General features: G+C 72.0%; 19 protein-coding genes and 1 pseudogene. 9 read left to right on the forward strand and 11 right to left on the reverse strand.

The genetic code is table 11. The annotated features are described in order from the left end of the window. Positions 1 to 12 precede the first annotated feature (12 nt). From ACFYXB_RS29225 to ACFYXB_RS29250, 6 genes are all read left to right on the forward strand, one after another. The gene (locus ACFYXB_RS29225) at positions 13 to 621 is read left to right on the forward strand and encodes a DUF1349 domain-containing protein (RefSeq protein ID WP_389587396.1); all 609 of its coding nucleotides are present in this window, start codon (positions 13 to 15) and stop codon (positions 619 to 621) included. 55 nt (positions 622 to 676) lie between these two features. Further along, positions 677 to 1180 carry a GNAT family N-acetyltransferase gene (locus ACFYXB_RS29230; protein ID WP_389587398.1) on the forward strand — a complete coding sequence of 168 codons (504 nt, stop codon included), beginning with the start codon at positions 677 to 679 and terminating at the stop codon, positions 1178 to 1180. A gap of 75 nt (positions 1181 to 1255) precedes the next feature. Beyond that, positions 1256 to 1972, forward strand: a complete 717-nt coding sequence (locus ACFYXB_RS29235) for a DsbA family oxidoreductase (RefSeq protein WP_389587400.1) — start codon at positions 1256 to 1258, stop codon at positions 1970 to 1972. Positions 1973 to 2069: 97 nt separating this feature from the next. Further along, a complete protein-coding gene (locus ACFYXB_RS29240) occupies positions 2070 to 3122 on the forward strand; it encodes an aminotransferase class V-fold PLP-dependent enzyme (RefSeq protein ID WP_389587402.1) in 1053 nt (350 codons plus the stop codon). 58 nt (positions 3123 to 3180) lie between these two features. Then, positions 3181 to 3789 carry a sigma-70 family RNA polymerase sigma factor gene (locus ACFYXB_RS29245; RefSeq protein ID WP_351356399.1) on the forward strand — a complete coding sequence of 203 codons (609 nt, stop codon included), beginning with the start codon at positions 3181 to 3183 and terminating at the stop codon, positions 3787 to 3789. 22 nt (positions 3790 to 3811) lie between these two features. Next, positions 3812 to 4828: a zf-HC2 domain-containing protein gene (locus tag ACFYXB_RS29250; RefSeq protein WP_389587403.1), complete on the forward strand. Its 1017-nt coding sequence runs from the start codon at positions 3812 to 3814 to the stop codon at positions 4826 to 4828. 6 nt (positions 4829 to 4834) lie between these two features. Here the strand turns inward: ACFYXB_RS29250 and thpD are convergent, their stop codons facing one another. The 5 genes and pseudogenes from thpD to ACFYXB_RS29275 form a co-directional block, all read right to left on the reverse strand. Further along, positions 4835 to 5728, reverse strand: coding sequence for an ectoine hydroxylase (gene thpD, locus ACFYXB_RS29255; RefSeq protein WP_389587405.1), 894 nt, complete (start codon positions 5726 to 5728; stop codon positions 4835 to 4837). Further along, positions 5725 to 6129, reverse strand: coding sequence for an ectoine synthase (locus ACFYXB_RS29260; RefSeq protein WP_389587406.1), 405 nt, complete (start codon positions 6127 to 6129; stop codon positions 5725 to 5727). Before ACFYXB_RS29260 ends, thpD begins: the two co-directional genes overlap by 4 nt. Before the next feature lie 29 nt (positions 6130 to 6158). After that, positions 6159 to 7430, reverse strand: coding sequence for a diaminobutyrate--2-oxoglutarate transaminase (gene ectB / locus ACFYXB_RS29265; RefSeq protein ID WP_389587408.1), 1272 nt, complete (start codon positions 7428 to 7430; stop codon positions 6159 to 6161). A 13-nt stretch (positions 7431 to 7443) separates the two neighbouring features. After that, the gene (gene ectA / locus ACFYXB_RS29270) at positions 7444 to 7962 is read right to left on the reverse strand and encodes a diaminobutyrate acetyltransferase (protein ID WP_389587410.1); all 519 of its coding nucleotides are present in this window, start codon (positions 7960 to 7962) and stop codon (positions 7444 to 7446) included. Positions 7963 to 8209: 247 nt separating this feature from the next. Then, positions 8210 to 8434, reverse strand: a pseudogene (locus ACFYXB_RS29275) (DUF664 domain-containing protein); the annotation flags it as partial. 75 nt (positions 8435 to 8509) lie between these two features. On the opposite strand from ACFYXB_RS29275, the gene ACFYXB_RS29280 reads away from it, so the two are divergent. Together ACFYXB_RS29280 and ACFYXB_RS29285 are read left to right on the forward strand one after the other, a co-directional pair. Beyond that, entirely contained in the window at positions 8510 to 9601 is a 1092-nt protein-coding gene (locus ACFYXB_RS29280) for an amidohydrolase family protein (RefSeq protein ID WP_389587412.1), read from the forward strand. A gap of 153 nt (positions 9602 to 9754) precedes the next feature. Next, positions 9755 to 10660, forward strand: coding sequence for an SCO1860 family LAETG-anchored protein (locus tag ACFYXB_RS29285; RefSeq protein WP_389587414.1), 906 nt, complete (start codon positions 9755 to 9757; stop codon positions 10658 to 10660). Between the two features lie 10 nt (positions 10661 to 10670). Here the strand turns inward: ACFYXB_RS29285 and cobC are convergent, their stop codons facing one another. From cobC to cobM, 6 genes are read right to left on the reverse strand one after another with little or no spacing between them, the layout of a single operon-like run. Then, positions 10671 to 11747, reverse strand: a complete 1077-nt coding sequence (gene cobC, locus ACFYXB_RS29290) for an Rv2231c family pyridoxal phosphate-dependent protein CobC (RefSeq protein ID WP_389587416.1) — start codon at positions 11745 to 11747, stop codon at positions 10671 to 10673. Next, entirely contained in the window at positions 11737 to 12663 is a 927-nt protein-coding gene (locus ACFYXB_RS29295; protein WP_389587418.1) for a sirohydrochlorin chelatase, read from the reverse strand. The genes cobC and ACFYXB_RS29295 overlap by 11 nt, the downstream gene beginning before the upstream one ends. Next, positions 12660 to 13247 (reverse strand): precorrin-8X methylmutase, encoded by a 588-nt coding sequence (locus ACFYXB_RS29300; protein ID WP_389587420.1) that lies wholly within the window; start codon positions 13245 to 13247, stop codon positions 12660 to 12662. The genes ACFYXB_RS29295 and ACFYXB_RS29300 overlap by 4 nt, the downstream gene beginning before the upstream one ends. Continuing rightward, positions 13244 to 14926 carry a precorrin-3B C(17)-methyltransferase gene (gene cobJ, locus ACFYXB_RS29305; RefSeq protein WP_389587422.1) on the reverse strand — a complete coding sequence of 561 codons (1683 nt, stop codon included), beginning with the start codon at positions 14924 to 14926 and terminating at the stop codon, positions 13244 to 13246. Before cobJ ends, ACFYXB_RS29300 begins: the two co-directional genes overlap by 4 nt. Further along, positions 14923 to 16155 carry a precorrin-6y C5,15-methyltransferase (decarboxylating) subunit CbiE gene (gene cbiE / locus ACFYXB_RS29310; RefSeq protein ID WP_389587424.1) on the reverse strand — a complete coding sequence of 411 codons (1233 nt, stop codon included), beginning with the start codon at positions 16153 to 16155 and terminating at the stop codon, positions 14923 to 14925. The genes cobJ and cbiE overlap by 4 nt, the downstream gene beginning before the upstream one ends. Further along, positions 16152 to 16970, reverse strand: a complete 819-nt coding sequence (cobM, locus tag ACFYXB_RS29315; RefSeq protein WP_389587426.1) for a precorrin-4 C(11)-methyltransferase — start codon at positions 16968 to 16970, stop codon at positions 16152 to 16154. The genes cbiE and cobM overlap by 4 nt, the downstream gene beginning before the upstream one ends. Positions 16971 to 17065: 95 nt before the next feature. Between cobM and ACFYXB_RS29320 the strand changes: the two genes are divergently transcribed. Beyond that, positions 17066 to 17800 (forward strand): ZIP family metal transporter, encoded by a 735-nt coding sequence (locus tag ACFYXB_RS29320; RefSeq protein ID WP_351358240.1) that lies wholly within the window; start codon positions 17066 to 17068, stop codon positions 17798 to 17800. Positions 17801 to 17802: the final 2 nt, after the last annotated feature.

The raw sequence follows: 17802 nt of genomic DNA on the forward strand, positions 1-17802 counted from the left end.
GAGCATCTGTCCATGGACCTCGAACTTCCCGAACTGCCTTTCCCCCTCCGTACCTACGGCCCCAACGGCAACTGGTCCTACGAGGGCGGTGTGCTCACCGGGTGGGCCGGGGCCCGGCAGGATCGGTTCGTGTCGCCCACTGGGGAGGCCCTCGACCCGGCCTCCGACGCGCCCCGGCTGCTCGGGGCGCCCGAGGGTGACTTTCAGCTGATCGCCCAGGTCACCGTCGGGTTCGCCGCCGCCTTCGACGCGGGGGTGCTGTACGTCCATGTCGGTGACCGGGCCTGGGCCAAGCTCTGTCTGGAGTACTCCCCGGACGTACCGACCGTCTGCACGGTGGTCACCCGGGGTCACTCCGACGACGCCAACTCCTTCACCGTGGACGGCAGTTCCGTGTGGCTGCGGATCAGCCGCACCGGTCGGGCCTTCGCCTTCCACGCCTCCCGGGACGGGGCACGCTGGACCTTCGTACGGCTGTTCACACTGGGCACGGAGAAGGAGACGGACGCGGCGCTGGTCGGTTTTCTGACGCAGTCGCCGATGGGGGCGGGCTGCGTCGTGACGTACGACCACATCGAGTTCAGGCCCGCCTGGCCGAGCGACCTGCGGGACGGAAGTTGAGGCGAGAGGGCCACCGGCCGGGAACCGGAACGGCGCCTCTCACGTCCTCCGTTTCATGATCAGTGACCGACTCACCGGACACCGCGTGATCCGCACCGTCCTGTCCGCCGAGGCGGAGACCGTCGCCGCACTGCATGCGCGAGCCCGGTCGACGTACTACCCGAACGGCCTCCCCGACGACGGATCCGACTGGTCCGCCGCCTGGCGGGGCGCCATCGAGCGGCCCGACGGACATGTGCTGTGCGTGGTCGAACAGGGCCGGATCGTCGCGCTCGCCTCCTTCCGCACCCCGGAGGGCGCCTCCGCGGAAACGATCAAGCTGTACCAGTTCCACGTCGACCCCGACCATTGGCGCTCCGGCATCGGTACGGCCCTGCACACGGCCTGCGTCGAGGAGTGGCGGGCCGACGGCAAGCGGACCGCCGTGCTCGACGTGCACGTGGACAACGAGCGCGCCCAGGCCTTCTACGCCCGCCAGGGCTGGATCCCGGACCCCGAGCAGCCGCCCGCCCCGGACGACCACCACCGGTATCTGCGGTACACGGTGACCGGGGAATGAAACGAGCCATGTGAACGCTCACTCAGTCGACGGGGAATGTCTCCGTCCCCGTTCGACCTGGAGAGAGCCGAAGACATGCGCGTCGAGATCTGGAGCGACATCGCCTGCCCATGGTGCTATGTGGGCAAGGCCCGCTTCGAGAAGGCGCTCGCGGCCTTCCCGCACCGTGAGCAGGTCGAGGTGGTCCACCGTTCCTTCGAGCTGGACCCCGGGCGCGCCAAGGGCGACGTCCAGCCCGTGCTGACGATGCTCACCAAGAAGTACGGCATGAGCGAGGCGCAGGCCCGGGCCGGCGAGGAGAACCTGGGCGCGCAGGCCGCGGCCGAGGGCCTCGACTACCGCACGCGCGATCGCGACCACGGCAACACCTTCGACATGCACCGCCTGCTGCACTTCGCCAAGGAGCAGGGCAGGCAGGACGAGCTGATCCAGATCCTGTACCGGGCGAACTTCGCCGAGGAACGGTCCGTCTTCAGCGAGGGCGACGAGCGGCTCGTGGCGCTCGCCGTCGAAGCCGGCCTGGACGCCGACGCCGCCCGCAAGGTCCTCGCCGACCCGGCCGCCTACGCCGACGAGGTCCGCGCCGACGAGCGCGAGGCCGCCCAACTCGGCGCGAACGGTGTGCCGTTCTTCGTCCTCGACCGGAAGTACGGCGTCTCCGGCGCCCAGCCCGCCGAGGTCTTCACGCAGGCGCTCACCCAGGCGTGGGGCGAGCACTCCCCGCTGAAGATCGTCGACCAGGGTGACGCCGAGGCCTGTGGCCCGGACGGGTGCGCGGTCCCGCAGCACTGAGAAAGCGCTGATCGGCGCGTACATATAAGCGTTCCTTGGCGGATCCACGTAGAAATCCGCAATGGACGGGGACTTCCCCGGGCCGCAGAGTGGTCCCATGGAGACCTTCGAGAGCCTCGTCCGCGCCGAGTTCGCCCCGAAGAACACCTTTCTGAACACCGCGAGCAGCGGACTGCTCCCGGCCCGCACCGTCGCCGCCCTGCAGGAGGCCGTGGTGCTCCGGGCTGAGGGCAGGCCGCTGGACCCGCTGTGGGAGGACGTCGAACTCGCCCGCGCCTCCTTCGCCCGGCTGGCCGGCGTCCCCGTCGCCCGGGTGGCCGCGGGCCCTTCGGTCGCAGCCCAGACCGGACTGGTCGCGGCCGCGCTGCCGCCGGGCGCCGAAGTCCTCACCGCCGAGGACGAATTCACCTCCGTGGTGAACCCCTTCTACGTCCGCGGCGACCTCAAGGTGCGCGCCGTACCGCTGGAGCGGCTGGCCGAGTCCGTCCGCCCCGGCACCGCACTCGTCGCCGTGAGCGCCGCCCAGTCCGCCGACGGGCGGATCGCCGACCTGCCCGCGCTGCGCGAGGCGGCGCAGACCCACGGGGCGCGCACCTACATCGACTTCTCCCAGGCCGCGGGCTGGCTCCCGATGGACGCCGGGGCGTACGACTTCACGGTCTCCACCACCTTCAAGTGGCTGCTCGGCCCGCACGGGGCCGCCTTCCTCGTCGTACCGGAGGACTTCGGCGGGCTGACGCCGCTGCTCGCGACCTGGGTCGGTGCGGAGAAACCCTGGGACAGCTGTTACGGCCCCGTCCAGGAACTCGCCCACTCCGCCCGCCGGTTCGACGTCAGTCCCGCCCTGTTCACCTACGCCGGGCTGCGCCGCTCCCTCGCGCTGATCGAGGAACTCGGCGTGGCCGCCGTCCACGCCCACGATCTGGCCCTCGCCGACCGCTTCCGCGCCGGACTCGGCACGCTCGGCCACCAGGCCCTGCCCGCACCCGGCTCCGCGATCGTCTCCGTGCCCGGGCTCGGCCACCGGCAGCCCGAGTTGGGCCGGGCGGGCATCGAGGTGTCCAACCGCGCGGGCAACCTGCGCGCCTCCTTCCACCTCTACAACACGCCGGCCGACGTCGACCGCCTGCTGGACGTGCTTTCCGGCTGAACCCACTGGCGCGGGCCCGCCCGGGACGCTAGGAAAGTCACCGGGGGTGGTTTTCCCGGTGACGGAACCCGTACACGAGACGGACAAGTCGTCGTCCGCCGACGCCGGTCTGCACCGGCGGCTGGTGTACGGCGACGAGCGCGCGCTGGCCGAGGCGTACGCGGAGTACGGCGAGCTGGTGCGCCGGGTCGCCCTGCGCGTCACCCGCAGCCCGGCCGCCGCCGAGGACGTGGCACAGGAGGTCTTCGCCCACCTGTGGGGCAGGCCGTACGCCTACGACGCGCGCCGTGGCTCGCTGCGCACCTGGCTGTCCATGCTCGCCCACCGTCGGGCCGTGGACTGGGTGCGCCGTGAGGCGCGGCACCGCAAGGACGTCCGCGCCGACGACGACGTGCTGCACGCCATCCCGGAGCCCGGCCCCGGCCCGGACGAGACCGTCGTCGACCGCGAACGCTCTCTCCTGCTGCACACCGCCCTCGCCGAACTCCCCGAGCCCCAGCGGGAGGTGGTCCATCTCGCCTACTTCGCGGGCCGCACCTACCGGCAGGCCGCGGTGGAGCTGGGCATTCCGGAGGGCACCGCCAAGACCCGGCTGCGCACGGCGCTGCGCACCTTGGCCGAGACTTTGGCCGACCCGCCGGACCCGGCACTGGAAAGGGGCGCATGATGAAATGGGAAGGAGGCGTCCGGTGACCGCTGAACACGACGACGTACGGGACCTGCTGGCCGCCTGGGCCTTCGGTGCGCTCCCGCCCGACGAACGCAAGAAGATCCCACCCCACCTTGCGGACTGCGAGACCTGCGCGGCGGAGGCGGAACTGCTGCGGGAGACGGTACGGCTCCTCGACGGGGCGGCACCGGACGCACCGGAGCCGAACGGTGGCGTGACGTCCGGCACCTCCGTGCTGTCGGCCGCCCTCACCGCGCGCCGGCCCGCCGTGCCGCACGTCGCCGCGCATGCCGCTCCCTACGCCGCGGCCGTCTCCGGGCTGACCGCCCTTCTGGTCGAGGCCGAGGGGCGGTGGGGCACACCCGTCGTGCACGACTGGGACGTACAGGCCACTGTTGCCCACCTCCTCGCCGCCGACGAGCACCTGGCCCTGCTGCTCGGCCTGGACAGCCGGGTGCCGCCGTCCCGCACGGAGGGCGCGGACTGGGTGGCCGCCTGGAACCTGCGGACCGCCGATGTGATCGCCCACGAGCACGGACGCAGCCCGCGGGAGACCGTCGCCGCGTGGTCCGCGCAGGCGCATGCGCTGCTCGGCACGCCCGAGGCCCGCGATCCCGTGCTCGCGGCCCGCGCCGAGACGGTGATGGGCGCGCGGCTGCCGGTCGCCGACCACTTCGTCGTGCGCGCCTTCGAGACGTGGATCCACACCGACGACATCGGCCGCGCCCTGGGCCTGTCCGTGTCGCCACCGCCCGAGGAACACCTCTGGCAGCAGGTCCGCCTCGCCGTCCGTATCCTCGGCGCGGCCCTCGGACCCACCGAGCCGCCGGTCCTCCTCGCGGTGACCGGCGGCGACGAATGGGTCCTGGGCTCCGAGGACGAACCGGTGCGGGCCGAACTCGCCCTGGATCCGGTCGACTTCTGCCTGCTCGTCGGTGGCCGCTACTCGCCCCGCGAGGTGCCGCGGGGCGAATCCGGCGACGCCGGCGCCGTACGGAACGTACTGGAGCGCGCGGCGTCACTCGCGTGGCTGTAGCCGTTCTCACCTGACAGGCGTGAAGTCCCGCGCCCCGATGAACTCCGGCCGCCGCACCGGCGCCGCGAACGGTTCCACCGCCGCGTTCTCCACGCTGTTGAACACGATGAACACGTTGCTGCGCGGGAACGGCGTGATGTTGTCGCCGGAGCCGTGCATGCAGTTGCAGTCGAACCAGGTCGCCGAACCGGCCTTCCCGGTGAACAGCTTGATGCCGTACTCGTTCGCCATCGTCGTGAGCGCCTCGTCGGACGGCGTGCCCGCGTCCTGCATCTGCAGCGACTTCTTGTAGTTGTCCTCGGGCGTGGCTCCCGCGCACCCGAGGAACGTGCGGTGCGAGCCCGGCATGATCATGAGCCCGCCGTTGGTGTCGAAGTTCTCGGTCAGCGCGATCGACACCGACACGGCCCGCATGTTCGGCAGCCCGTCCTCGGCATGCCAGGTCTCGAAGTCCGAGTGCCAGTAGAAGCCGCTCGCCCCGAAACCCGGCTTGACGTTGATCCGGGACTGGTGGACATACACGTCCGAGCCGAGGATCTGCCGGGCCCGCCCGACGACCCGCTCGTCGCGCACCAGGTTCGCGAACACCTCGCTGATCCGGTGCACCTCGAAGACGGAGCGGATCTCCTTCGACTTCGGCTCGACGATGGAGCGTGCGTCGGCGCGGATCGCCGGATCGCCGACCAGCCGCTCCAACTCCTGCCGGTAGACGGCGACTTCGTCGTCCGCGATCAGCTGCTCGATGGCGAGGAAGCCGTCACGCTCGTACGTCTGGAGGTCCGCCGTCGGGATCGGGCCGGGGGTGTCCGGGGAGCCCCAGACGACCGGGTCCTTGCGCGGGACGGACACCTCGACGGGGCCGCGGCTGGGGTAGAGATCGGTGACAGTCACGGTGGTCACACTCCCTCGGGCTCGGTCAGCAGCGGATAGACGCCGTTCTCGTCGTGGTCCTCCCGCCCGGTCACGGGCGGGTTGAACACGCAGACGCAGCGGAAGTCCTCCTGGACGCGCAGTGTGTGCCGCTCGTGCCCGTCGAGGAGGTACATGGTCCCGGGAGTGATCGTGTACGTCTTCCCGGTCTCGTGGTCGGTGAGTTCGGCCGCCCCCTCCACGCAGACGACCGCCTCGATGTGGTTGGCGTACCACATCGACGTCTCCGTCCCGGCGTACAGGACGGTCTCGTGGAGGGAGAAGCCGACCCGCTCCTTGGCGAGGACGATGCGCTTGCTCTCCCAGGTGCCGGACGCCGACTTGATGTGCCGGTCGGTGCCTTCGATCTCCTTGAACGAACGGACGATCACGGTGGTGCACTTCCTCCTGGCTGGATGGATCAGATGGTTTCCCGGACGGCGCGGGCGACGATGCTCAGCCCCTCGTCCAGTTCGTCCGGGGTGATGGTGAGGGCGGGCAGCAGCTTGACGACCTCGCCCTCCGGGCCCGACGTCTCGATGAGCAGCCCGAGTTCGAAGGCGCGCCGCGCGATCCGCCCGGCCCGCGCCTTGTCGTGGAACTCCAGGCCCCACACGAGCCCCCGCCCCCGGTACTCCTTGACGTCGGCCAGGTTCTCCTCGGTGACGGCGATCAGCTCCTGCTCGACCTGCTCGCCGCGCGCCCGGGTCTGCTTCTCCATGGCGGAGCCGTCGGCCCAGTACGTCTCCAGGGCGGCGGTGGCCGTCACGAACGCGGGGTTGTTGCCGCGGAAGGTGCCGTTGTGCTCGCCCGGCTCCCAGATGTCCAGCTCGGGCTTGAACAGGCACAGCGACATGGGCAGTCCGTAGCCGCTGATGGACTTCGACACCGTGACGATGTCGGGCACGATCCCGGCCTCCTCGAAGGAGAAGAACGCGCCGGTACGGCCGCAGCCCATCTGGATGTCGTCGACGATCAGCAGCATGTCCTGGCGCTCGCACAGCTCGGCGAGTGCCCGCAGCCACTCCGGACGCGCGACGTTGATGCCGCCCTCGCCCTGCACGCTCTCCACGATCACGGCGGCCGGCTTGTTGAGCCCGGACCCCTGGTCCTCCAACAGCCGCTCGAACCACAGGAAGTCGGGGACCGTGCCGTCGAAGTAGTTGTCGAACGGCATCGGCGTGCCGTGCACCAGCGGAATCCCCGCACCGGCGCGCTTGAAGGCGTTGCCGGTCACGGCGAGGGAGCCCAGGGACATCCCGTGGAAGGCGTTGGTGAACGACACGATCGCCTCGCGCCCCTTCACCTTCCGCGCCAGCTTCAGCGCGGACTCCACGGCGTTCGTGCCGGTCGGCCCCGGGAACATGACCTTGTACGGCAGGTCGCGCGGCCTGAGCACCAGGTCCTGGAAGGCCCGCAGGAAGGACCGCTTGGCCGTGGTGGACATGTCGAGGCCGTGGGTGACCCCGTCGCGCAGCAGATAGTCCACCAACGCCCGTTTCAGGACGGGGTTGTTGTGGCCGTAGTTGAGTGAGCCGGCGCCGGCGAAGAAGTCGAGGTACCGGTGCCCGTCCTCGTCGTACATCACGCTGCCACGCGCGGTGTCGAAGACGGTGGGCCAGCCGCGGCAGTAGCTGCGCACCTCGGACTCCAGGGTTTCGAAGACGCTGAGGTCGGGCTGGGTGATGGTCACGGTGAATCGCTCCTCAGTGCGACTGGTGGGGGGTCAACGGGCCGATCCGGAACAGGACTTCGGGTTCGTGGGGGCCGTCCGGGAACAGGCCCGCGTCGAACAGCGTCTCGCGGCTGACGGATACGCCGTGGCGGGTGGCGTACGAGGTGAACAGGCGCTCGGACGCGGTGTTGTCGGGCGTGATGGTCGTCTCGACGTCGGTGATCCCGCGTTCGGCGCCGATCCGCGCGGTCAGTGCGTCGAGCAGGGCCGCCGCGACGCCGCGTCCGCGGTACGCCGCGTCGACCGCCACCTGCCAGACGAGCAGGGTGTGCGGCCGCTCGGGCCGCACGTACCCCGTGACGAAACCGACGGGCTCGCCGTCCGCCCCGCGCGCCACCGCCGACGTGCCGGCGAAGTCGCGGCACCACAGGAGATAGCTGTACGAGGAGTTCAGATCGAGGGTTCCGGAGTTTTTGGCGATGCGCCAGAGCGCGGCCCCGTCCGTCACCGCAGGGCGGTCGATGAGCAGGTCTGCTTGTGCGGCAGTCATGCGGACCGAATTTAGCGAGAGAAATTAAAAAATGCAGGGCGGGGCGGGCTGGGGCGGGTGAGCCACCCCCCTTCGCTGGGTGATATGCGAGGTTTGCACCAGGTCGAACAGGTACAAATTGGAATCGCTGTGCAGTGCGTCACACCGACGTAACCTGCTCGAAATTCCCTGTGTTTAGGTCGGGGGATACGGGGCAGAAGAACTCGGGAAAGCTATCGCCCAAAAGAATTCACGAATTACCTAGAATTCAGGCCCCGGTTGCCCCGTCGATGCGCTCCCGGAGAATGTCCGCGTGTCCGTTGTGCCGGGCGTATTCCTCGACCATGTGCAGCAGTACCCAGCGCAGGCTGACCTCGAGCCCCGCCATGGGCCCGTCGGGGATCACCCCCGTGTCGTCCAGCGACCGCCCGGCGCACAGCTCCTGCCCGCACGCGATCTCCCGCCGCCAGACGCCCAGCGCCTCGTCGAGCCCGCCATGGCCGAGGTGGAGGAGGAGACTTCGGAGCAGGGTTGGAAGGGCGACACGCCCCTTCATTAAGGTGCCGGTATGAGCGATCACGCGGTGCTGCGGGTGAAGGGGCGGATCCTCGTCGGTCCCGACGAGGTGCGCGACGAGGTGTGGATCGTCGGCGGGCGGGTCTCCTACGACCGTCCGGCCGGCGCCCGTGACGTACGGACCGTGGAGGGCTGGGCGCTGCCCGGTCTCGTCGACGCCCACTGTCACGTCGGCCTCGGTACCCACGGTCCGGTCGACGCGGACGTGGCGGAGAAGCAGGCGATGACCGACCGTGAGGCGGGCACGCTGCTGATCCGCGACGCGGGCGCGCCCACCGACACCCGCTGGATCGACGACCGCCCGGACCTGCCGAAGATCATCCGCGCGGGACGGCACATCGCGCGCACCCGCCGCTACATCCGTGACTTCGCCCATGAGATCGAGCCGGACGAACTCGTCGCGTACGTCGCCCAGGAGGCCCGGCGCGGTGACGGCTGGGTCAAGCTGGTCGGCGACTGGATCGACCGCGACCTGGGCGACCTCTCCGCCTGCTGGCCGCGCGAGGCCATCGACGCGGCCATCGCCGAGGCGCACCGCCTGGGCGCCCGTGTTACCGCGCACTGCTTCGCCGAAAGCTCGCTCCGTGACCTGGTCGAGGCGGGCATCGACTGCATCGAGCACGCCACCGGCCTCACCGACGAACTGATCCCGCTCTTCGCCGAACGCGGCGTCGCGATCGTCCCGACCCTCGTCAACATCGCCACTTTTCCGCAGCTCGCGGCGGGCGGCGACACCAGGTTCCCGCGCTGGTCCGCCCATATGCGGCGCCTGTACGAGCGGCGCTACGACACCGTGCGTGGCGCCTACGACGCCGGAATCCCGGTGTACGTCGGCACCGACGCCGGCGGTTCGCTGGCGCACGGGCTCGTCGGCGCCGAGGTCGCCGAACTGGTCGCCGCCGGGATTCCGCCGGTCGACGCGGTGTCGGCGGGCAGTTGGGGCGCGCGGGCGTGGCTCGGGCGGCCGGGGTTGGAAGAGGGCGCGCCGGCCGACCTGGTGGTGTACGACGAGGATCCGCGGGCGGACGTACGGGTGCTGGTGGCGCCGCGACGGGTGGTGCTGAACGGGCAGGTCGTCGAGTGAACGTGCAGGTTTGGAACGCCCGTACCCAGTGATTCGAATAAAAGGACGGAAAGTCCACGATTGAGTGAAGTAACTCAGAAGATCTGACTGATCACCGTCGGCACGCGATCCTTCTCGGGTCCCGAGCACGTTTCTTCTGGGGGTCCCACCACCTTGAACAGCAACAACTTCCGTATGCCCGCACGCCGTCTCGCGACCATCGCGACGGCCACGGCCCTGGCCGCCGGTCCCGCGGCCCTGGCCGGCGCGCACGCCGCGCACGCGACCGCTGACCACGGTCGCGCGAGCGCCGTGGTCCTGCGCACCGGACTCGACGTGTCCCTGCTCAACAAGACCGTGAACGTCCCGCTCGCGGTCTCCCTCAACGAGGTCCAGGCACCGCAGAGCGCCGAGAAGACCGCGCTGACCGCCCGGCTCGACGGGGTGGACGGCGGCAAACCGTTCACCGTCCTCGGCGCGGACGTCGCCTCGGCGAAGGCCACGGTGACCGCCGACCGGGCCGAGGGCTCCGTCCGCCTGGCCCACGCCAAACTCCACGTCCCCGGCCTGCCCCTCCTCTCCCTGGTCGAGCTCGACACGGTCACCTCGAAGGCGACGTGCGAGGCGGGCAAACAACCCACCGCCGCCGCGAACGTCCTCGGCGCGGTGACGGTGCTCGGCAAGCGCGTGACGCTGACGCCCGGCGGTCCCACGAACGTGCGGGTACCCGGCGTCGGCGAGGTCCGCCTGGACCTGTCCAGGACCGAGACCACGTCCCGCACGGCAGCAGCCACGGCCCTCGAACTCACGGTCTCCGTCAACCCGTTGAAGCTCAACGTGGCGGACGTCGAGGGGACGGTGACACTGGCGAAGTCGACGTGCGAAACCCCGCCGACACCGGCCGAGCCTTCGGCCCCTGCCGCCACCCCGGGTTCGGACGTGAAGCCCCAGGGCGCCCCCGCGAAGGCTGACCTGGCGGAAACGGGCGGCAACTCGACGACGCCGTACATCGCGGGCGGCGCGCTGGCGCTGGTCGTGGTGGGCGGGGGAGCGCTGGTGGTGGCGCGCCGGAAGAACTGAGGGCGACCCGTCAACCGACCCGGTCAGGTGGCAGTACCCGTCGCAGAGCGCGCAGGAACCCGTCCGACGTGGCCCTGTCCCGTACTGCCACCCTGACCCACTCCCCGTCCAGCCCCGGAAACGTGTCCCCGCGCCGGACGGCGTAGCCGAGGTCGCGCAGGCGGCGTCGTACGGCCGCGCCGTCCGGTACCCGGGCCAGCACGAAGGGTCCGGCGGCCGGTCCCACCACCCGCACGCCCAGCGGGGCGAACTCCTCGAGTCCCGCGACCAGACGATCCCGGTCGGCCGTGATGCGGTGCGCCGCGTGTGCCGCCTCCGCGAGGGCGTCCCGGTCCATGCACTCCCGCGCCGCGGTCAGCGCCGGCGTGGACACCGGCCACAGCGGCTGCGCCCGAGACAGCTCCGCGACCGTTTCCGGCGCCGCCAGCAGGTACCCGATCCGCAGCCCGGCCAGCCCCCACGTCTTGGTCAGGCTGCGCAGGACCACGAGCCCGGGTACGTCCGTCCGCCCGGCCAGCGTCTCCCGCTCACCCGGCACCGCGTCCATGAACGCCTCGTCGACCACCAACGTCCGCCCCGGCCGGGCGAGTCGGGCGATGGCCGGGGCCGGGTGGAGTACCGACGTGGGGTTCGTCGGGTTTCCGATCACCACCAGGTCGGCACCGTCGGGAACGGCCGCCGGGTCGAGACGGAAGCCGTCCTCCTCCCGCAGCAGCACCCGGTCCACCGAGTGCCCCGCGTCCCGCAGCGCCGCCTCGGGCTCCGTGAACTGCGGGTGCACGACGACCGGCCGACGTACCTTCAGGGCGCGCGCCAGCAGCACGAACGCCTCGGCCGCACCCGCCGTCAGCAGCACCCGTTCCACCGGAACCCCGTGCCGCGCGGCCACCGTCGCTCGCGCGTCCCGCCCGTCCGGGTAGGCCGCGAGGCCGGTCAGCGACTCGGCGATCCGTTCCCGCAGCCACTTCGGAGGCGTGCCGGCCCGGACGTTGACCGCCAGGTCGACCAACTTCGCTCCGTCGTCCCGCACTTCGGCGTCACCGTGATGTCTCAGGTCGTGGCCGCCCTCAGCGCCCTCAGTGTGCATGCGCGTGTCCGCCGTGCTGGTGCCCGTGCCCGTGGTGGTGGCCGTCGTCGTTCGGGTGGAAGTGCGGCTGCTGCGGCAGCCCCACCTTGTCCTCGAAGCCCGGCAGCGCGACGCGGTACACGCACGAGTCGCAGTTCATCCGCAGATCGCCCCCGACGGCCTCCGCGTACCGCTCCATCACCAGGTCGAGCAGCTCCGGCTCCGGCCCGATCACGTCGGCCGACCGCACCTCGACCTCCGGGTGCGCGGCCGCCCAACCCTCGGTCTGCTGCCGCACCCGCTCCGGGAGGACGCCGGTGAACAGGAAGTACGGCAGCACGACGATCCGCCGGGCGCCCAGCCGCACGCACCGGTCCAGACCGCTCGGCACGTCCGGCGCCGCCAGCGACACGAACGCGGTCTCCACGCCCGCGTACCCGCGCCCCTCCCACAGCAGCCGGGCCGCCTTGAACACCTCGGCGTTGGCGTCGGGGTCGGTCGAACCCCGGCCGACCAGCAGCACGGTCACGTCGCCCCGGTCGTACGGACTCCGCACGGTGCCACCGAGCGCCTCGTCGAGCCGCCGCTCCAGCACGCTCAGCAGGGCGGGGTGCGGGCCCAGCGGACGGCCGTAGGTGTACGAGATCCCCGGGTGCCGTTCCCGTTCGCGGGCCAGCGCCGCCGGGATGTCGCCCTTGGCGTGCCCGGCGGACACCAGCATCAGCGGTACGGCCGCGAACCGCCGTACCCCCTGCTCCACCAGCTCGGTCACGGCGTCGCCGAGCGGCGGCCGGGACAGCTCGATGAAGCCGCCCGCGACGGGCAGGTCGGGGTGGCGGCGCCCCAACTCCCGTACGAAGTCGCGGAACGCCTCGGCTCCGGCCTCGTCCCGGGTGCCATGGCCGGCGATGAGCAGGGCGGGCGGCGGGGTCGTCACGGTTTCTCCTCTGCGGAAACGGGGTGGTACAGCAGGGCGTTGAGCGCGGCGGCGGCGACCGCCGAACCGCCCTTCTCGGACACGTTGCTGACGGCGGGCAGCCCGCTCTCGCGCAACGCGGCCTTGGACTCGGCCGCGCCGACGAAACCGACGGGCAGTCCGATGACGAGCGCCGGATCGGCATCCAGCTTCAGCAGCTCCTCCAGGGCGGTCGGCGCACAGCCGATCACCCACAGGGCGCCGGTGCCGACCTGCTCGTAGGCGAGCCGTACGGCGTGTGCCGAACGGGTCATCCCCGGCCCCGACTTGGCGTCCTTGAGCCGGCACACGGTGTCGCGACGGGTGATCCCGGCGGCGACCATCTCGACGTCCACGACGACGGGCGCCCCGGCGTGCAGCGCGGTGTGCGCCCGCACCAGGTCTCTCTCGTCCAGGACGAGGTCGCCCGCGTACTCCAGGTCGGCGGCGGAGTGGATGACCCGCTCCACCACGGCCCGGGTCAGCGGCGGGAAGTGCGAGGTGTCCAGGCGGGCGCGCAGCCGCCGGAAGGACTCCTGCTCGATGGGGTGCACCACACGGTTCACCGATCGCCCTCCTGCCAGCGGTATCCGCGCGGCGTCACCATGCGCCCCGCGATGTTCCGGGTCGCCGTGTTGCCCACCGTCACGACCGTCATCATGTCGACCGTCGCCGGGTCGAGCGCGGCCAGGGTCGTCAGCCGGCTCGACTCGTCCGGCCGCGAGGCGTTGCGTACGACCCCGACGGGCGTCGTCGGCTCCCGGTGCTCCGCGAGGATCGCCAGGGCCTTCGGCAACTGCCAGTCACGGCCGCGCGAACGGGGGTTGTAGAACGTGACCACGAGGTCCGCCTCGGCCGCCGCTCGCACCCGATGCTGGATGATCTCCCACGGAGTGTGCAGGTCGGAGAGGCTGATCGACACATGGTCGTGCCCGAGCGGCGCGCCCAGGATCGCCCCGGCCGCGAGCGCCGCCGTCACCCCCGGCACCCCGACCACGTCGATGTCGTCGGACGCCTCGGCGAGCGCCGGCGAGGCCATGGCGTACACGCCCGCGTCCCCGCTGCCGATCAGCGCGACCGCGTGACCCGCGCGGGCCTCGGCGACCGCCGTCCGGGCCCGCTCCTCCTCGGCGCCCAGTCCGGACTCCAGGATGCGGGTGCCGGGCCGCAGCAGATCGCGGATCTGGTCGACGTACTGGTCCAGGCCGACGAGCACGGAGGCCCGCCGCAGCTCCGCCCGCGCGCGCGGGGTGAGCAGATCGCGGGCGCCGGGTCCGAGCCCGACCACCGCGAGCCGCCCGCGCCCGGACCGCCGTACGACGGCACAGGTCGCCATCGCCGGACGCGCCCCCGACTTCCGCTTGGGCACGAGGAGTTCACCTCCGCCCACCAGCGCCGCGGCCTCGGCCACGGACGGCGTGCCGACCGCGGCGAGCGGCGCCACGGAGGGATTCGGCACCTCGACCCCCGCCAACTCCTCGGCGGAGTACGTCACCAGCGGCACCCCCAGCCGCTCGGCGGCACCCACGATGCCGGGCTCCGCCGACTTGGCGTCCACGGTGGCCAGTTCGGCGACGGACCGCACCGAAAGACCGGCGTCCCGCAGTGCGTCCTCGACCAGCCCGAGCACCTCGTCCACCGGCGCACCCTTGGACGAGCCGACGCCGACGACCAGGGACGGCGGACGCAACAGCACCTCGCGGTCGCCGGGTGCTATGTCCCGATCGGTCAGCCTGATCGTGTACGACCCCTGCGGCGCCGTCGGTAGCGGCGGCAGCGGCCACGGCAACTCGGTCTCCAGAGCGACGGGTTCGCCGTCCAGCAGGGCCCGCGAGACGGTCGCGACGGCACCCTCGAAGGGGAACCCGAGCGTGTCGAGTCCCGGCAGCCCCACGGAGTCGGTCGCCGTCGTCACCACGGGCTCGGCACCGAGCAACCCGCCCACTTCACGGGCGAGTTCATTGGCCCCGCCGCCGTGCCCGCCGACCAGCGACACGGCGAACCGCCCGCCCTCGTCGACGCACACCACGCCCGGGTCGGCCGCCTTGTCGCCGAGCAGCGGCGCGACCAGCCGGACGACCGCGCCGGTCGCCAGGAAGCACACGAGCTGCTCGCACTCGGCGAACGCCCGCCGTACGGCGTCCCCGACGGGACCCTCGTACACCCGCGTCCGCTCCGGCCATGCGGCCGCAAGCCGGTCCCGCGCCGCCGCCCCCGCCGCGGTGGCGGAAATCAGGCCGATCACTCAACTACTCCTTCGGTACGGACCTGAGGCCTCACGCCCCACAGCAGAAAGACCGGATTGGTGGCCGCGAGCCGGGTCACGTCCCCCGGCAGCGGGGCGAGCCGCGACGACTGCAGCAGCACCCCGTCGCAGGTCAACCCGGCACCGATGAGCGCGGCACGGGCCGCGGGCACCCGGTCGAGGGCGGCCAGGGCGACCACGACCGCGCGCCGGGCGCGCCGCGCGCACGCGGTGACGACAGCGGGGAGTTCGTGCCCCCCGCCGCCGACGAACACCGCGTCGGGATCGTCGAGGCCGGACAGCACGGTCGGCGCCGCCCCGTGCACCACATGCACGTCGATGCCGTGCCCGGCGGCGTTGGCGCGGATCCGCTCGACCCCGTCGGCCGTCTTCTCGACGGCGACGACAGCGGCGCCGAGCCGCGCGCACTCCACGGCCACGGACCCGGAGCCCGCACCGACGTCCCACACCAGGTCGCCGGGCCGGGGCCCGAGCCGGGCGAGGGCCAGCGCCCGCACCTCGAACTTGGTGATCATCGAGTCGCGGTGCGTGAACTCGGCCTCGTCCAAGGCCCATCCGGCGGGCTGCTCACGCCCTCCCGCCAGCGTCTTTACGGCGCCCAGCGTCCGGGTCTCGTCGAGACACAGCACCACGCTCACCGCTGTACCCCAATCCCGGATCGCGGCCTCGGCGGGTGTGACGCGTTCGACGCGCTCGCGCGAGGGATCGCCCAGCGCGCTCGCCACGACGAGCACCCGGTTCGCCGGGACGGCGGCCCCCAGCTCGGCGGGACCAGCACCCGGCCCGGTCAGCACGGCGACCTTGGGATGCGCCCGGCACGCGTTGACCGCCGTCCGCAGATCCCGCCCGTGCGCGCTCACGACCACGGCGTCGTCCCACGGCAGCCCCAGCCGCGCGAAGGCAGTGGCGACGGACGAGACACCGGGCCGTACGTCGAGCAGCGCGGGCCCGAAACGCTCCGCCAGCGCCCGCACGATCCCGAAGAACCCGGGATCCCCGGAGGCCAGCACGACGACCTTCCCCTCCTTGCCGACGTACTCCTCGATCGCGTCGAGGGCGGGCGGCAGCGGCCCGAGGACGATCCGCTCGGCCGTCTCCGGCAGCCGTACGGCGTCCAGATGCCGACGCCCGCCCACGACCAGCTCGGCCGCGGCCAGCACCTCGGGTGGGACCGGCGCCCCTGTGCCCGCCCCGACGACGGTGATCATGTGCTCGCCCCCCGCTCACGCAGCGCCCTGCGCGCCTCCGGGTCCGCCTTGCGGAAGCCGTGGAAGTGGCCGGGGTGGTAAAGGTGCGAGCGGGTGCCGTGCGCGTCGAGCGCCGGGCCGACCAGGAAGAGCGTGTGCTTCCAGAGCTTGTGCTCCTTGACGGTCTCCTCCAGCGTCTCGATGGTGCAGCGCACCACCAGCTCCTCCGGCCAGGTCGCCTGGTAGGCGACGACGACCGGCGTACTGGTCGGATAGCCGCCCTCCAGCAGCTCCCGCACCAGCTGGCCGCTGCGGGCCGCCGACAGGAAGATCGCCATGGTCGTGCCGTGGCGGGCGAACTCACGCACCTCCTCACCGGGCGGCATCGGCGTCTTGCCGCCGCCGAGCCGGGTGAGGACGACGGACTGCGCGACCTCGGGGATGGTCAGCTCCCGCCGGGCGAGCGCGGCGACGGCGGAGAAGGCGGAGACGCCGGGCACGACCTCCGTCTCGATGCCGAGCTCCGCACACCGGTCGAGCTGCTCCTGCGTGCCGCCCCACAGCGCGGGGTCGCCGGAGTGGATGCGCGCCACCTTCAGATCCTGGGTACGGGCCCGCTCGTACACGGCCACGACGTCTTCGAGCGACATGGCCGCCGAGTCGAGGATCTCTGCGCCCTCGCGCGCGTGCTGGAGCACCTCCTCCTGGACCAGGCTGGCCGCCCAGATCACGACGTCGGCCCCCGCGATCGCGCGTGCGGCGCGGAACGTCAGCAGGTCGGCGGCGCCCGGGCCGGCACCGACGAAGGTCACCTTGCCGGTGGGGGCAACGGCCATGGGGAGAGATCCTCTCGTACGAAATATCATGGTGTGTAGGGATTCAGGCATGGCCGGATGTGCGCGAACGGGGTCCGATCGGATAGCAAGGGCGCATGGCGGTGTTCGTCGCGCTCGGCGCGTTCCTGATGACGTTGGCCGGCGGCTGGACGGCACAGCGCGTGACCGACCGCCGCCACCTGGTCCTGGGCCTGGCCGGCGGCCTGATGCTGGGCGTGGTCGGCCTCGACCTGCTCCCGGAGGCCCTTCGGGCGGCGGGCCGCGAGGTGTTCGGCGTACCGGCGGCCCTGCTGCTGTTCGTGGCCGGTTTCCTGCTGGCGCACCTGGTGGAACGCCTGCTGGCCGCCCGCCAGGCCGCGCACGGCGGCGACGAACACAATCACCGGGCACCCGAGGTGGGGCTCACGGCGGCAGCCGCGATGGTCGGCCACAGTGCCATGGACGGCGTGGCGATCGGCGCGGCCTTCCAGGTGGGCGGTGGCATGGGCACCGCGGTCGCACTCGCCGTGATCGCCCACGACTTCGCGGACGGCTTCAACACGTTCACCATCACGAGCCTGTACGGCAACGCCCGCCGCAAGGCCATCGCGATGCTCGTCGCCGACGCCTGCGCCCCGGTGGCGGGCGCGCTGTCGACGGCGTTCTTCACCATCCCGGAGCAGGTGCTCGGCGGCTATCTCGGCCTCTTCGGCGGCGTGCTGCTCTATCTCGCCGCGGCCGAGATCCTGCCCGAGGCCCACCACGAACACCCCGCTCCGGTGACCCTGCTGTGCACGGTCGCCGGAGCGGCGTTCATCTGGCTGGTGGTGGGCCTGTCCGGCGCCGGCTGAGG

The organism is Streptomyces sp. NPDC002619, assembly GCF_042889305.1.
GTDB lineage: Bacteria > Actinomycetota > Actinomycetes > Streptomycetales > Streptomycetaceae > Streptomyces.

What these genes read in the sequence shown, in the direction of transcription:
- cobC (WP_389587416.1), bottom strand. Translation starts at nt 11,747, where the DNA reads ATGCACACTGAGGGCGCTGAGGGCGGCCACGACCTGAGACATCACGGT.
- ectA (WP_389587410.1), bottom strand. Translation starts at nt 7,962, where the DNA reads ATGACTGCCGCACAAGCAGACCTGCTCATCGACCGCCCTGCGGTGACG.
- ACFYXB_RS29240 (WP_389587402.1), top strand. Translation starts at nt 2,070, where the DNA reads ATGGAGACCTTCGAGAGCCTCGTCCGCGCCGAGTTCGCCCCGAAGAAC.
- ACFYXB_RS29320 (WP_351358240.1), top strand. Translation starts at nt 17,066, where the DNA reads ATGGCGGTGTTCGTCGCGCTCGGCGCGTTCCTGATGACGTTGGCCGGC.
- ACFYXB_RS29230 (WP_389587398.1), top strand. Translation starts at nt 677, where the DNA reads ATGATCAGTGACCGACTCACCGGACACCGCGTGATCCGCACCGTCCTG.
- cbiE (WP_389587424.1), bottom strand. Translation starts at nt 16,155, where the DNA reads ATGATCACCGTCGTCGGGGCGGGCACAGGGGCGCCGGTCCCACCCGAG.
- cobM (WP_389587426.1), bottom strand. Translation starts at nt 16,970, where the DNA reads ATGGCCGTTGCCCCCACCGGCAAGGTGACCTTCGTCGGTGCCGGCCCG.
- ACFYXB_RS29225 (WP_389587396.1), top strand. Translation starts at nt 13, where the DNA reads ATGGACCTCGAACTTCCCGAACTGCCTTTCCCCCTCCGTACCTACGGC.
- ACFYXB_RS29280 (WP_389587412.1), top strand. Translation starts at nt 8,510, where the DNA reads ATGAGCGATCACGCGGTGCTGCGGGTGAAGGGGCGGATCCTCGTCGGT.
- ACFYXB_RS29235 (WP_389587400.1), top strand. Translation starts at nt 1,256, where the DNA reads ATGCGCGTCGAGATCTGGAGCGACATCGCCTGCCCATGGTGCTATGTG.